Annotated in this window: 12 protein-coding genes; all 12 read left to right on the forward strand. The window is 46.2% G+C overall.

The annotated features are described in order from the left end of the window. Window positions 1-381 precede the first annotated feature (381 nt). The 12 genes from LCM00_RS00005 (at window position 382) to LCM00_RS00060 (ending at window position 13359) form a co-directional block, all read left to right on the forward strand. Window positions 382-1332 (forward strand): aldo/keto reductase family protein, encoded by a 951-nt coding sequence (locus tag LCM00_RS00005; protein ID WP_224896657.1) that lies wholly within the window; start codon window positions 382-384, stop codon window positions 1330-1332. A gap of 291 nt (window positions 1333-1623) precedes the next feature. Continuing rightward, the gene (gene uxaC, locus LCM00_RS00010) at window positions 1624-3060 is read left to right on the forward strand and encodes a glucuronate isomerase (protein ID WP_224896659.1); all 1437 of its coding nucleotides are present in this window, start codon (window positions 1624-1626) and stop codon (window positions 3058-3060) included. A gap of 92 nt (window positions 3061-3152) precedes the next feature. After that, window positions 3153-4148, forward strand: a complete 996-nt coding sequence (locus tag LCM00_RS00015; protein WP_224896661.1) for a LacI family DNA-binding transcriptional regulator — start codon at window positions 3153-3155, stop codon at window positions 4146-4148. 71 nt (window positions 4149-4219) lie between these two features. Beyond that, window positions 4220-5677: a tagaturonate reductase gene (locus tag LCM00_RS00020; protein WP_224896663.1), complete on the forward strand. Its 1458-nt coding sequence runs from the start codon at window positions 4220-4222 to the stop codon at window positions 5675-5677. A gap of 1 nt (window position 5678) precedes the next feature. Further along, window positions 5679-7172: a UxaA family hydrolase gene (locus tag LCM00_RS00025; RefSeq protein ID WP_224896665.1), complete on the forward strand. Its 1494-nt coding sequence runs from the start codon at window positions 5679-5681 to the stop codon at window positions 7170-7172. Window positions 7173-7211: 39 nt separating this feature from the next. Beyond that, window positions 7212-7868 (forward strand): bifunctional 4-hydroxy-2-oxoglutarate aldolase/2-dehydro-3-deoxy-phosphogluconate aldolase, encoded by a 657-nt coding sequence (locus LCM00_RS00030; RefSeq protein WP_224896667.1) that lies wholly within the window; start codon window positions 7212-7214, stop codon window positions 7866-7868. After that, a complete protein-coding gene (locus tag LCM00_RS00035; RefSeq protein ID WP_224896669.1) occupies window positions 7865-8878 on the forward strand; it encodes a sugar kinase in 1014 nt (337 codons plus the stop codon). The genes LCM00_RS00030 and LCM00_RS00035 overlap by 4 nt, the downstream gene beginning before the upstream one ends. Window positions 8879-8906: 28 nt before the next feature. Further along, on the forward strand, window positions 8907-9737 hold the full coding sequence (kduI, locus tag LCM00_RS00040; RefSeq protein WP_224896671.1) for a 5-dehydro-4-deoxy-D-glucuronate isomerase: 831 nt from the start codon (window positions 8907-8909) through the stop codon (window positions 9735-9737). 27 nt (window positions 9738-9764) lie between these two features. Continuing rightward, a complete protein-coding gene (kduD, locus tag LCM00_RS00045) occupies window positions 9765-10547 on the forward strand; it encodes a 2-dehydro-3-deoxy-D-gluconate 5-dehydrogenase KduD (protein ID WP_224896673.1) in 783 nt (260 codons plus the stop codon). 58 nt (window positions 10548-10605) lie between these two features. Beyond that, complete coding sequence (locus tag LCM00_RS00050) at window positions 10606-11466, forward strand: sugar phosphate isomerase/epimerase family protein (RefSeq protein ID WP_224896674.1); 861 nt, start codon at window positions 10606-10608, stop codon at window positions 11464-11466. A 224-nt stretch (window positions 11467-11690) separates the two neighbouring features. Beyond that, complete coding sequence (locus tag LCM00_RS00055; protein ID WP_224896676.1) at window positions 11691-12701, forward strand: VanW family protein; 1011 nt, start codon at window positions 11691-11693, stop codon at window positions 12699-12701. A gap of 352 nt (window positions 12702-13053) precedes the next feature. Continuing rightward, window positions 13054-13359 carry a DUF3219 family protein gene (locus LCM00_RS00060; protein ID WP_224896678.1) on the forward strand — a complete coding sequence of 102 codons (306 nt, stop codon included), beginning with the start codon at window positions 13054-13056 and terminating at the stop codon, window positions 13357-13359. The last annotated feature ends 135 nt before the right edge of the window (window positions 13360-13494 follow it).

Here is a 13494-nt window from a genome sequence, read left to right on the forward strand (position 1 = left end):
TTTCCTCCCAAATCATACAGTTCTCGACAAACTTATGATAAGGGATGGGTGTTAAGGGTGGTCAACTTTTTGGTTAGCGAAAACCGCTAAAGTGGTCAACTTTTATTTTAGCGTTTACATTTTCCGTTTATTGTGGTGAATACTCCTAATTTATAAGCTCCATTCTAAGACGCAATGATATAAGACTGTCAGTTAGGAAGTAAAGTGTAATTGAGACTCAGGGTATGAATAATATTAATTAGATATTTATTGAAATATACATAAAATTTGATGAAAGCTTCTCTGAGCATCTAATAAGAATTTATTCTTAAAGGGTGATAGACTAAAATACATAGAGTTTTCGAAAAACTCTATCAATACATAATAAAGGAGCTAATGATCATGGAATACCGGCGTCTTGGAAATACAGGCCTTAAGGTCAGCGAGATCAGCCTCGGCAGCTGGCTCACCTATGGAGGGTATGTGGAGGAGCAGAAGGCATCATCTTCCATAGATAAAGCATATGAGCTCGGCATCAATTTTTTTGATACGGCTAACGTGTATATGCGCGGAGAGGCAGAAAAGGTCGTTGGTAAGGCACTTGCCAAATATGACAGGAGCTCCTATGTGCTTGCAACGAAGGTTTTCGGCAAGATGGGGGACGGGCCCAATGATTCAGGGCTTTCGCGCAAGCATATCATGGAGCAGGCGGATGCAAGCCTGAAGCGGCTTGGGCTTGATTATATCGACATCTACTATTGCCACCGCTTCCATCCGGAAACCCCTCTTGAAGAAACCTTGCGCGCTCTTGATGATCTGATCAGGCAGGGCAAGATATTGTATGCAGGTGTGAGCGAGTGGACGGCAGAGCAGATGACAGAAGCCGTACACCTGGCAGATAAGAAGCTGTGGGACCGGATCGTCGTGAACCAGCCGAATTACAGCATGCTGCACAGGAATATTGAAAAAGAAATCATCCCTGTCAGCGAAAAGCATGGAATCGGCCAGGTCGTGTTCTCGCCGCTTGCCCAAGGCGTGCTGACAGGCAAATATAAAAAAGGGGAAGCACCGCCGGAAGGAAGCCGTGCCTCTCAAAAGGACCTGGGCACTCTTTACGGTGTCCTGAACGACCGTAATCTTGAAAAAGCAGAGAGCCTGGAAAAAATTGCGCAGCAAGAGGACCTTACCTTATCCCAGCTCGCACTTGCCTGGATCCTCAGGCAGCCAAACGTAGCAAGCGCCCTTGTCGGGGCAAGCCGCCCTGAGCAGCTTGAGGAAAATGTAAAGGCATCTGGCGTAAAGCTGAAAGAAGACAGCCTCCAGCAGATAGAAGAAATCCTTACTGCTGAATAAGGCTAATCTGACAGCAGCAGTTCTCATCTATTTAATTTTTAAGGGTTCCGTAGTAAAACTTACCGGAACCCTTTATTTTTTTGGAAACATGGCGCTTTGCTTTCCGTGCATTAATCCTATTCGTTTGACCATTGATTATTCTATAAAGTATATACCTATAATTAAGGCAGGCCGCTGGCAGAACAAAAAAATGTTAACGTTAACAAAAGTCGTTTACAGACCTTTTTAAATTTGTTAGACTGAATTTATAGAAAATTGTTAACGTTAACAAACAAATGGAGGGTGATTCATATGGAAAGGTTTATGGGTGAGAATTTTCTCCTGAAAAATGAAACAGCTGTGTCTTTATATCATGAGTCTGCAAAGGATCTGCCGATCATTGATTACCATTGCCACATCAGCCCAAAGGAAATCTATGAAAATAAAAAATTCAAGAATATTACGGAAGCATGGCTGTACGGGGACCATTACAAATGGAGGGTAATGCGGGCCAATGGGATTGATGAAAAGTACATAACCGGTGATGCAGACGATTATGATAAGTTTCTTGCCTGGGCGAGGACCGTGCCGATGACAATAGGAAATCCGCTTTACAATTGGACTCACCTGGAGCTTCAGCGCTTTTTTGGCATCTATGACATTTTAAACGAAAAATCCGCCTCGGACATTTGGGATAAGGTCAATAAGCAGCTCGCAACAGAAGATTTCAGAGTCAGGGAGATCATTAAGAAATCTAATGTCCGGGTCATCTGCACGACCGACGATCCAGCTGATTCACTTGAATATCACCAGCTTCTTTCAAAAGAAGCGGATTTCCCCGTACTTGTCGTACCGGGCTTCAGGCCTGATAAAGGACTGGAAATCAACCGCCAGGGCTATGAAGAGTGGATAAAGCGGCTTGAAACAGCGAGCGGTACAACGGTTGACAGCTATGCAAGCTTCCTTGATGCATTGGATTCAAGAGTCCACTTCTTCCACTCACTCGGCGGCCGGGTTTCCGACCACGCGCTTGATCAGGTTGTATATGAAGAAACAACCTTTGAAGAGGTTTCAGAGATTTTTGCTAAAAAGCTTTCAGGCGGCATTGTGTCCGAGAAAGAGGAAAAGCAGTATAAAACTTATACGCTCGTTCACCTGGGCAAGCTTTATGCCAGCCTGGGATGGGCTATGCAGTACCATATGAATGCACACCGCAATAATAATACGAAGATGTTCCAAACCCTTGGCCCTGATACTGGCTATGACTCTATCAATGATGACAAGATTGCAAAGCCGCTCGTCCGGCTGCTTGATTCTTTAGCTCAGGCAGGAGGGCTGCCTAAAACGATCCTGTATTCATTGAATCCGGGCGACAACTATATTCTTGCCAGCATCATCAACAGCTTCCAGGACGGCAGCATACCTGGGAAAATCCAATTCGGGACTGCCTGGTGGTTCAATGATACGAGGGATGGGATGCTCGATCAGATGAAAGCCTTGGCAAATATGGGGCTCTTCAGCAGGTTCATCGGGATGCTTACCGATTCAAGAAGCTTCCTGTCTTATACCAGGCATGAATATTTCCGCAGGATTGTCTGCAGCCTGATCGGTGAATGGGTCGAAAATGGGGAAGTTCCGAATGACAAGGAACTGCTCAGCCGGATTATCAAAGGGATTTCCTATTATAATGCAGAGGAATATTTTCAATTCCAGGAAGCTGGAAAACAGCATGCAGCTGCTGTTAAATAATCCGTGATCACGTCCAGGCTTGGAGCCGGCGGGCAGGGAAGGTTATAATAAAAGGATGAATAGCATTGATTGGGTAAAAGGAAGGTTTATATATGGTAACGATTAAAGATATTGCAAGAATGGCCAATGTGTCGCATACAACTGTGTCGCGGGCATTGAACAACAGTCCGCTGATCAAAGAGCCGACAAAGCGGAAAATCCTTGAAATTGCCTCCCAGCTGAACTATTCGCCGAATGTGAATGCCAAGAGCCTGGTTATGCAGAAATCACATACAATCGGCCTGTTCCTGACAAGCATCGCAAATGGAACATCCGCAAGCTTCCTTGCGGATACAATCAAGGGAGTCAACGGGGCAATTTCTCAGGATTATAATCTGTTCATCCGCGGAATCGATGATTATCAGGATTTCTCCAGCATCAACAGGCAGCGTTTTGACGGAATCATCCTTATGAGCCAAAGCGTCCGGGATAACCCCTTTATCTACCATGTCCTGCAAAAGGAGATTCCTCTAATCGTCCTGAACAGGGAGATAGAAGAAGAAAGTGTATACAATATATGCTCAAACGATGCTGAAGGCTCGAAACAGGCAGTGGAATTTCTGATCAATAACGGCCATAAGGATATTGCGATCATTGAGGGAACTTCAAGCTTTAAATCATCTCAGATGCGCAAGGACGGTTATATGAACGCATTGATTGAGAAGGGAATTCCTGTCAAAAGCAGTTATGCAGTGAAAGGCAATTATGATATGGAAAGCGGCTTTCTGGCCATGGAGCAGCTTTTATCCCTTAAGGAACCGCCGACTGCCGTTTTCTGCTCGAATGACGATATGGCGATCGGTGCCATGAACTGTGCATTTGAAAAAGGTCTGAAAGTGCCCGATGATCTATCTGTTATCGGCTTTGATGATATAGGTTATTCACAATACACGACTCCGCCGCTTTCCACCTTGAAGAGGCCTGTAGAGCAAATCAGCCTGCTGGGTGCGGAAAAAATGCTCTCTCTTGTTCAAGGAGGGCTTGATGCGGAAAAAATCTTTGTTAACACAGAGCTTATCATTAGAAGCTCTGTGAAGAGGCTTAGCTAGCACAGCCCGAAGCCAGCGGGCTTCCGAGAAAATGTTAACGTGTGCAGGATTGAATAAAAGGGAGGAAGGATATGGAACGCCTAAGCAGTAAAACACATGCCAAAAGGATATTCCCTGAAAAAATCCTTCAATTTGGCGAAGGGAACTTTTTAAGGGGTTTCGCAGACTGGCAGATTCAAATTTTAAATGAGAAAAAAGGGTTCAATGGAAGTGCGGTTGTCGTACAGCCCCGTGGGTCCAGCAAAATTGAACGGCTTAACAGGCAGGATGGGCTGTACACCCTTTATCTTGAAGGGCTGAAGGAAGGGGTCCCTGTAAAGGAACATATGATAATCGATTCAATCAGCAGGGGAATCAATCTTCAAACAGATTATGAGGAATTCAAAAGGCTTGCCGGACAGAAGGAGCTCAGATTCATCATCAGCAATGCGACCGAGGCTGGAATGGTCTTTGATCCCGATGACAAGCTGGAGGACCTTCCGCAGAAGGGGTTTACCGGAAAGCTTGCAGGTTTTTTATACCATCGTTACCTGGCCTTTAAGGGTGATGAAAAATATGGATGCATCATCCTTCCGTGTGAACTGGTTGAAGATAATGGCGGGAAATTGAAGGAAATCATGCTCCAATATGCAGATTCATGGAATCTCGGCGCTGATTTCAAGAATTGGATTGATAAATCCAATGTCTTTTGCTCGACATTGGTCGACCGGATTGTCCCGGGTTTCCCTAAGGATACCCTGGAAGAGAAAACAAAAGAACTGGGTTACGAGGACGAACTTCTTGTTACAGGGGAGCATTATCATCTCTGGGCAATAGAGGGGCCGTCCTGGCTGAAGGATGAGCTGTCTGCTGAGGGGACTGGTCTGAATCTTGTCATCACTGAGGACATCACTCCATTTCGTACAAGGAAAGTAAGGGTATTAAACGGTGCTCATACGGCAATGACGCCCCTGGCACTCCTTTCCGGGCTTGAAACAGTTGAAGAATCTGTCACACATCCAGAGGTGGGGCTTTTTATAAGAAAGCTGATAGAAGAGGAAATCCTTCCGGCACTTGATGGGGACAGAAAAGAGCTGGAGCAGTATGCAGAAGAGGTAATGAACCGTTTTGCCAACCCTTATATCAAGCATTACCTAAAGAGCATTTCCTTGAACTCGATGTCGAAATTTTCTGCCAGAAACCTGCCTGCCCTGCTTGATTATCTAAAACAAGAAGGAAAGCTGCCGGCAAAAATCGTCTTTTCCTTATGCTGCTTATTGTATCTATACAAGAAAATGGATGTGGAAGACAGCAGTACGGTACTCGAAATCCTTCAATCGGAATGGCGAAGCTTTGAGAAAAAGCAGATTGGGATAGAGCAGCTGTCCGCTAACCTTTTGAAAGAACAAAAGCTTTGGGGCATGGACCTCACCGGGATTGCAGGCCTTAAGGAAGCAGTTGCTGAATATCTCAGGGAAATAGAAGAAACAGGCATTCAGAAAGCGCTTCAGCGCGTAATCGGCAAGCCTGTCCTAGCTAGGGGGAACTAGAATGAGAGATTTTCTTAAAATCAATCCGGCAGACAATATTATTCTCGCACTGAAAGACCTGAAAGCCGGTGCTGAATTAACAGTGGATGGCCAAACCATCATCTTGCGCGAGGATATCCTCCGTGGACATAAAATTGCAGCAGCCGAAATTAATGAGAATGAAAATATCGTAAAGTACGGCTATCCAATCGGGCATGCAGCAGCAGCGATCGGCCAGGGAGAGCTGGTCCATACCCATAATACGAAAACGAATCTTTCCGGCCAGGAGGAATACAGCTACTCCCCGGCTTTTGCAGACAGTCCTTTCCGCAATGAACAAAGAACCTTCAAGGGATATCGGCGCAAGAACGGCAAAGCCGGAATCCGCAATGAATTGTGGATTGTCCCGACGGTCGGCTGTGTGAATGGAATTGCTGAGAAAATCATCAGCCGCTTTGAAAAGCATGCCGGCGGCCAAAATCCATTTGACCAGGCCCTGGTTCTAAAGCACAGCTATGGCTGCTCCCAGCTGGGAGATGATCATGAAAATACGAAGCAAATCCTTCTTGATGCAGTCCATCACCCTAATGCAGGCGGCGTGCTCGTTTTAGGTCTTGGATGTGAGAACAATGAGATGGAGGAATTCAGGAAAGCTCTTGGAACAGTAGATGAAAGCCGGGTTAAATTCCTCGTTTCCCAGGAAGTTTCAGATGAGATTGAAGCGGGATTTCAGCTAGTGAAAGAAATCTATGAAGCAGCCAAGGATGATAAAAGAGAGGATATCCCGCTCTCTGAATTGAACATCGGCCTGAAGTGCGGGGGATCTGACGGGTTCTCGGGCATAACCGCCAACCCTCTGCTCGGCCGCTTTTCTGATTATCTGATCGCCCAGGGAGGGACGACCGTATTGACTGAAGTGCCGGAAATGTTCGGTGCAGAGACCATCCTTATGGAAAGGGCGGAAAACGAAGAGGTTTTTGAAAAAGTTGTCAGCCTGATCAATGATTTTAAAGGTTATTTCCTTGAACATAAACAGCCTGTCTATGAGAATCCATCACCAGGCAATAAAGCGGGCGGCATCACCACTCTTGAGGATAAGTCTCTTGGCTGCACACAGAAAGCCGGAACCTCCAAGGTGGTTGATGTCCTGCCATACGGCGGCACTCTCCGTAAAAAAGGGCTGAACCTTCTCAGCGCGCCAGGGAATGATCTGATTGCTTCCACTGCACTGGCCGCAGCAGGCTGCCATATTGTCCTGTTCACCACAGGCAGGGGAACCCCGTTCGGAACTTTTGTACCGACGATGAAAATCTCGACCAATACCCAGCTTTATGAAACAAAGCCACATTGGATCGATTTAAATGCAGGCACACTCCTTGAAGAAGAAATTTCTGCAGATGAGGTACTGCAGCAGTTCACAGACTATATCATCAGTGTGGCAAGCGGGGAATTGGTCAATAACGAGAAAAACGATTTCAGGGAAATTTCCATTTTTAAAAGCGGAGTCACTTTATAGGCAGGAGATGCTGATCAATTTTCTGCCGGGGAGGCAATTATGAAGAAGCTGAACATATTAAATCGATTAACAGAATCTGGAGTGGTGGCGGTTGTCCGGGCCGATTCAAGGGAAGAGGCCGTTAAAATCTCTGAAGCCTGTGTAAAGGGAGGGATTGCCGGGATAGAAATTACCTTTACCATCGATGGGGCTGAAGCCGTTTTAAAGGAATTGGCGGGATATTTTGCAGATGATTCGCGTGCAGTGCTGGGGGCCGGAACTGTCCTGGATGCGGCGACAGCGAGGATTGCCATTCTCGCAGGCGCCGAATTCATCGTCAGCCCTGCCTTTGACAGGGAGACTGCCAAGCTGTGCAACCTTTATCAGGTGCCTTATATGCCGGGCTGCATGACGATCACTGAAATGAAGGAAGCGCTGGAATATGGGGCAGATATTATCAAGCTGTTCCCTGGGAATGCCTTCGGGCCGGACTTCATAAAGGCGGTCAAGGCGCCGCTTCCGCAGGCTAATCTCATGCCGACCGGCGGAGTCAGCCTGGAAAATGCCGGGGAATGGATCAGAAACGGCTGTGTGGCAGTAGGGGTTGGAGGAAACCTGGCGGCGCCTGCCAAAACAGGAAACTATGAAAAAATTACCGAAATGTCTGCAGAATATATAAAAATTGTCAAAGAAGCAAGGAAAGAGGGGCTGCAATGAAGAAGATTGTAACTCTGGGAGAGATTATGCTGCGATTTTCAACAGAAGAGGGCGTAAGGCTTTCCCAGGCAGCAGGCCTTACCGTCCACTATGGCGGTGCAGAAGCTAATGTCGCTGTATCTCTGGCCAACTTTGGCTATGAATCTTTTTTTGCCGGCAAGGTGCCTGACAATCCTTTAGGGCAAGGGGCAGAAAGGCATTTAAAAGCAAATGGCGTCCGGACAGACTTCCTTTTAAAAGGCGGAGACCGCCTCGGCACCTACTATTTGGAATCAGGGACAGGGGAACGAAGCGCCCAGGTCACCTACGACCGCAAGCATTCGAGCTTCTCGGAACTGGTGCCTGAAGAAGCAGACTTGGACGAAATGCTGCGCGATGCTTCACTTTTTCATGTAAGCGGAATCACACTGGCCCTTTCTCCTGAGCTCAGGGAGCTTGTACTCCTCGCTTTCAAGAAAGCTAAGGAATATGGGGTGCTGACAAGCCTTGACTTCAATTACCGCGGAAAGCTCTGGAGCCAGGCAGAAGCCGGGGAAGCCTTAAAGAAACTGCTTCCATATGCAGACATCTGTTCATGCGGGGAATTGGACAGCATCCATCTCTTGGGGATGGAGCCTGCAGATAGCTCTCTTTCACAAACGGAAAGGCTGCAAAACTATTATAGTAAACTGGCTGCTTCATATCCCGGCATCCGGTATATCTGCTCTACCTTCCGGAAAATCAAATCAGCCACAAGCAACACGCTTCAGGGTAATCTGTACATTGGAAGCCGGCTTTTTCAGTCTAAAGTCCACAATATAGAGCCTATCGTGGACAGGGTTGGCGGAGGGGATGCCTTTATGGCCGGAATTCTTGCTGGTGTGCTGGAGGGGTGGGATCCCCAGATGACGGCAGATTTTGCGACAGCGGCTTCAGCTCTTAAACACACAGTCCATGGAGACAGCAATTCATTTACAAAGGTAGAAGTTTTAGCTTTGGCGGAAAGTGAACCAGGAAAAATACTCCGCTGAAAATAATGATTGAAAAGGAGAATGCACAATGGAAACACGCTATGCGATTCATCCCGAGGATATGAAAAAGTATACGACAGATGATTTAAGAAGAGAGTTCCTGGTGGAAACACTGTTTGAATCAGGGCAGGTCCACCTGACATATACACATAATGACCGGATGATATTTGGCGGTGTTACACCTGCAGAGGGCGAACTGACCATTAAGCTCGACAAGGAATTGGGCGTCGATTATTTCCTGGAACGGCGTGAGCTTGGCATCATCAACATTGGAGGGGATGGGACAGTCATCCTCGATGGAACAGAGTATGATATGCAGGCCAGGGACGGTTTATATGTAGGAAAAGGGACTAAGGAGGTGCTTTTCCGCTCCAAAGATGCGGCAGCGCCGGCAAAATTCTATATAAACTCCACCCCTGCCCATCAGCAGTATCCGACAGTCAAAATTGATATCAATGAAATCAAGCCGCTGGAAATGGGAGAGCCGGGAACCTTGAATGAGCGGAAAATCTACCAGTATGTCCATCCAAATGTCTGTGAGAGCTGCCAGCTGCAGATGGGCTTAACAATGCTGTCGCCGGGAAGCGTCTGGAATACGATGCCGTGCCATACACATGAGCGGAGAATGGAGGTTTATCTCTATTTTGATATGGAGGAAGATACCCGTGTGTTCCACTTCATGGGAAGGCCGGATGAAACAAGGCATCTTGTTATGAAGAATGAACAGGCTGCCATCTCCCCGAGCTGGTCCATCCATACCGGCACGGCAACAAGCAATTATACCTTCATCTGGGGAATGTGCGGAGAGAATATCACTTATACCGATATGGACCATGTCAAAATGGAAGAATTGCGATAAGAGACTGATAGAAACGGAGGATTTCGTATGACAGAGGCACTGAGTTCTTTTTCAATGGATATGTTCAGCCTTGCTGGCAAGACTGCAATCGTAACAGGGGGAAATAAAGGCCTTGGCCAGGCATATGCGGCGGCGCTTGCCAAGGCAGGGGCCGACCTGTTTGTCATTTCAAGGAGCGGCGATTGGCAGGAAACTGAAAGATTAATAGAAGAAACAGGGCAGAAGGCGGTATTTTTCCAGGCAGACCTTAGCGATCGAACAAAGATTAAAGAAGCAGTAGACGCCTGTCTGAATGAATATGGAAAAATTGATATCCTTGTCAATAATGCAGGCACGATCCGCCGTGCCCCGCTTCTCCAGTATAAAGAAGAAGACTGGGATGCTGTATTGGAAGTTAATTTGAATTCCCTTTATCTGCTCAGCCAGGAGGCAGCGAAAGTAATGGCTGAACAGAAATCCGGGAAAATCATTAATATCGCGAGCATGCTGTCTTTCCAGGGCGGAAAATTCGTCCCTTCCTATACGGCAAGCAAGCATGCAGTGGCAGGCCTGACGAAGGCGTTTGCGAATGAGCTGGCAGAATCCAATATCCAGGTCAATGCGATTGCCCCAGGCTATATTGCGACAGATAATACAGCTGCAATCATGGCTGATGAAAAGAGGAATGCAGAAATTCTTTCACGGATTCCTGCAGGGAAATGGGGGCAGGCTGCCGATCTGATGGGGGCCGTTGTGTTCCTTGCAAGCGACGCTTCCAGCTATATGAATGGACATCTTCTAGCAGTAGATGGAGGCTGGCTCGTACGATAAGAGAATATATGAGAGAAGCCGTACAAGAGTGCGGCTTTCTTATTAGGAGGGAATTAAAATGAACCTTGGAATCAGAGCCCACGATATTGAAAAAGATTCATTGGAGGAGCTGGCAAATGAAATTGGCCGGAAAGGTTTTTCATGCATCCAGCTTGCCCTGGGAAAATCACTAGCATCTCTTTATCCCTCACCAGGCAGCCTGTCACCGGGGCTGGCACAATACATTGGGAATACATTCGGAAGTGCCGGCGTCCAAATTGCTGTCCTGGGCTGTTATGTGAATCTTATTCATCCGGATCTGTCAGAGAGGCAGAAAGGACTGGAGAAATTTAAAGAGCATATCCGGTATGCAAGGGATTTTGGCTGCAGCATCGTCGGTACCGAGACTGGAAGTGTTCTTCCTGAAATGGGCTATAGTGAAAGAAATTTTGAGGAAAAGCCGTTTTTAGCAGCAGTGGAAAGTGTTGCCGAGCTCGCACAGGAAGCTGAAAAATTCGGTGTAATTGTCGGTGTAGAGGCAGGGGTTAATCATCCAGTCCACTCAGCTGATAGACTCAAACGCCTCTTGGATCTTGTAGATTCAAATAATGTCCAGGTCATATTTGATCCCGCCAACCTCATCACGGTTGAAAACTATCATAGGCAGGATGAGCTGTTAGCAGAAGCTATTCACCTTCTTGGGGAAAGGATCGCCATTTTCCATGCAAAAGACTTTGTTATCGAAGAAGATCAGGTGAAGATCGTCCCGGCAGGACAGGGCCTGTTAAACTATAGCCTTATCTCAAAGCTGCTTAAAGATCGGAAGCCGTACATCCAAGTCCTTATGGAAGGAACAAGAGAACCGGATATTGATGCATGTTCAGACTTTCTAAAAATGAAATTTGACAGCAGAGGCATTGGCTCAGGCCTTTCCAGGTAAGGAGAAACACTTCCCAGCGGAAGTGTTTTTTTTAGGGCAAATCGCTTCCTTTCATTCCCATACCCCCTAATTCTTTATAAAGAATCCATTTTATTGTAAAATAGTAGATAGTTCCTAGCTTTGCTGGGAATACCTTCAAAGTTGAAGAATAAGATGATAAGCGGAAGCGTTTTTAGGATAGAAGTTTGTGTATTCTGGAAATAAAAAACAGGGTTGGGGGACTCATGGCGAAAAGCAGACGATGGATTGCAGCTTTGTTGATTGGCAGTTTGGCAGTTTTGGGCGGATGTGCGGACCAGGCATCCAAGGAGGAGAAGCTGGAGGAAAAAGTGAATGAACTTGAAAGCCAGCTTCAAAAGGAAAAAGAAAAGCAGGAACAGGAAAAACTGGCTGAAGAAGCAAAAGAACCCGTTGTGGTCCAGATTATTGATCCGAATACCAAAGCAATCATTAAGACCTTTAAACCAGAGGAAATGGGCTATGAAAAAGATCTGGAAAAGTATAAGAAGCAAATCAGCCAATGGGCGAAGGATCTTGCTAGAGGGACGGACGCAAACGCTGGCTATGACAAGAGGATGGTACCGGACAGGATTGATGCGAACGGCGGGATTGTGAAAGGCAATCCCAGGACGATTCTTGAAGAATCCGAGCTTACGGCAAAGGTGATTGAAGCTTCTGCTGAGGGAGGAAATGTTGAACTGCCGCTCGTCGTCTCTGAAAGCGGCTATAAGCCGGAGGACGCTGCTCATTTAAGCGAAGTGGTGGTTGCCTCTTATACAACCAAGTTTAATAGCTCTGTAGCAGGAAGGACAAAAAATATCGAGCTGTCGGCCCAGGCGATTCAAAATGTGATTGTGGGAGCCGGCGATTATTTCTCCTTTAATACAACAGTAGGGCCAAGCGATGAGGCACATGGCTATCAGCCCGCGCAGGAGGCCATCAATGGAAAGCTGGTTATGGGCATCGGCGGCGGAATTTGCCAGACATCTTCGACTCTCTTCAATGCAGTCGATCAGATCGGGGTAGACTATGTTGAAAAGCATCATCATTCTGTAACGGTCGGTTATGTGCCTGTCGGCAGGGATGCCACTGTTTCATACGGAGGCAAGGATTTCCGGTTCCAGAATAAAGCAGGAGCCCCGTTCCTTCTGAAAACTGTCATGGCAAACGGAAAACTGACAGTTGAGGTGAGGACCTCCAAGCAGTACGCTGATATCATTAAGAAGAAAATATGATTCTTTTTTCTATAAATTGGATGTTATCTCCTTCGAAAACAGGGTAAAGATGGATTAACAGTACATCGAAGAGAGGGATTCATCCATGAGGATTATTGAGAAACTTTGGGACAATATGATAAAAAGCGACTGGACTTACCTGATAGACGAAGAAGAGCACCTGAATACATCAGAAGAAGACGAATGAGAGAGAGCTTCCCCTGCGAAGCTCTTTTTTCTTTTATTTTTATAAAATCAAGATGTTTGAAATCCCAAAAAGAAAGGTGTACGATTCATTTAACCAAGAATTCTTACATAAAATAAGCCAATCTTGTCCGCTTCAAGATGAATAAGAAAAGGGAGGAATTCATTCATGGCCAAACAGGTAATCCTTAATGGGAACCGGATTGATGTGTACAACTATAAAGAGGAAACACTGGCTGAAAAAGGGGAGCAGGCCATTCATCTCTCCTTTGATTTCAAAGTGAGCCATCAGGAATATCATGACATCACCACGCTGTTATATGATCTATATTTTGATGTGTCGGTGCCTGAGGATGAATTAGAGTTCCGTGGAATGATTGATAATTATTATACCTCGTTAACGAATCTTTACGAGGAGGATGCAGTCGGGGAATTTCATTTAGAGCTGAAAGAAACAGACGGCAAAGAAGACTGAAGGTGGAAGAAGGAAACAGGGCGGTACGGCTGTTTCCTTTTTCATATGAATATATAAAATGGAAGACTTATGTATAATTTTCAAATCTGGATCCGCGTCCAGCAGGGTTATAAGCCGAACCTACCAAAAAGGCAA

This window comes from Bacillus infantis (assembly GCF_020171945.1).
In the GTDB taxonomy this organism is placed as follows: domain Bacteria; phylum Bacillota; class Bacilli; order Bacillales; family Cytobacillaceae; genus Bacillus_AB; species Bacillus_AB infantis_A.

Bases quoted from the DNA above. Each gene is read 5' to 3' on its own strand.
- LCM00_RS00015 (WP_224896661.1), top strand. From the start codon at position 3,153: ATGGTAACGATTAAAGATATTGCAAGAATGGCCAATGTGTCGCATACA.
- LCM00_RS00005 (WP_224896657.1), top strand. From the start codon at position 382: ATGGAATACCGGCGTCTTGGAAATACAGGCCTTAAGGTCAGCGAGATC.
- kduI (WP_224896671.1), top strand. From the start codon at position 8,907: ATGGAAACACGCTATGCGATTCATCCCGAGGATATGAAAAAGTATACG.
- LCM00_RS00050 (WP_224896674.1), top strand. From the start codon at position 10,606: ATGAACCTTGGAATCAGAGCCCACGATATTGAAAAAGATTCATTGGAG.
- LCM00_RS00025 (WP_224896665.1), top strand. From the start codon at position 5,679: ATGAGAGATTTTCTTAAAATCAATCCGGCAGACAATATTATTCTCGCA.
- kduD (WP_224896673.1), top strand. From the start codon at position 9,765: ATGACAGAGGCACTGAGTTCTTTTTCAATGGATATGTTCAGCCTTGCT.
- LCM00_RS00055 (WP_224896676.1), top strand. From the start codon at position 11,691: ATGGCGAAAAGCAGACGATGGATTGCAGCTTTGTTGATTGGCAGTTTG.
- LCM00_RS00020 (WP_224896663.1), top strand. From the start codon at position 4,220: ATGGAACGCCTAAGCAGTAAAACACATGCCAAAAGGATATTCCCTGAA.
- LCM00_RS00035 (WP_224896669.1), top strand. From the start codon at position 7,865: ATGAAGAAGATTGTAACTCTGGGAGAGATTATGCTGCGATTTTCAACA.
- uxaC (WP_224896659.1), top strand. From the start codon at position 1,624: ATGGAAAGGTTTATGGGTGAGAATTTTCTCCTGAAAAATGAAACAGCT.
- LCM00_RS00030 (WP_224896667.1), top strand. From the start codon at position 7,212: ATGAAGAAGCTGAACATATTAAATCGATTAACAGAATCTGGAGTGGTG.
- LCM00_RS00060 (WP_224896678.1), top strand. From the start codon at position 13,054: ATGGCCAAACAGGTAATCCTTAATGGGAACCGGATTGATGTGTACAAC.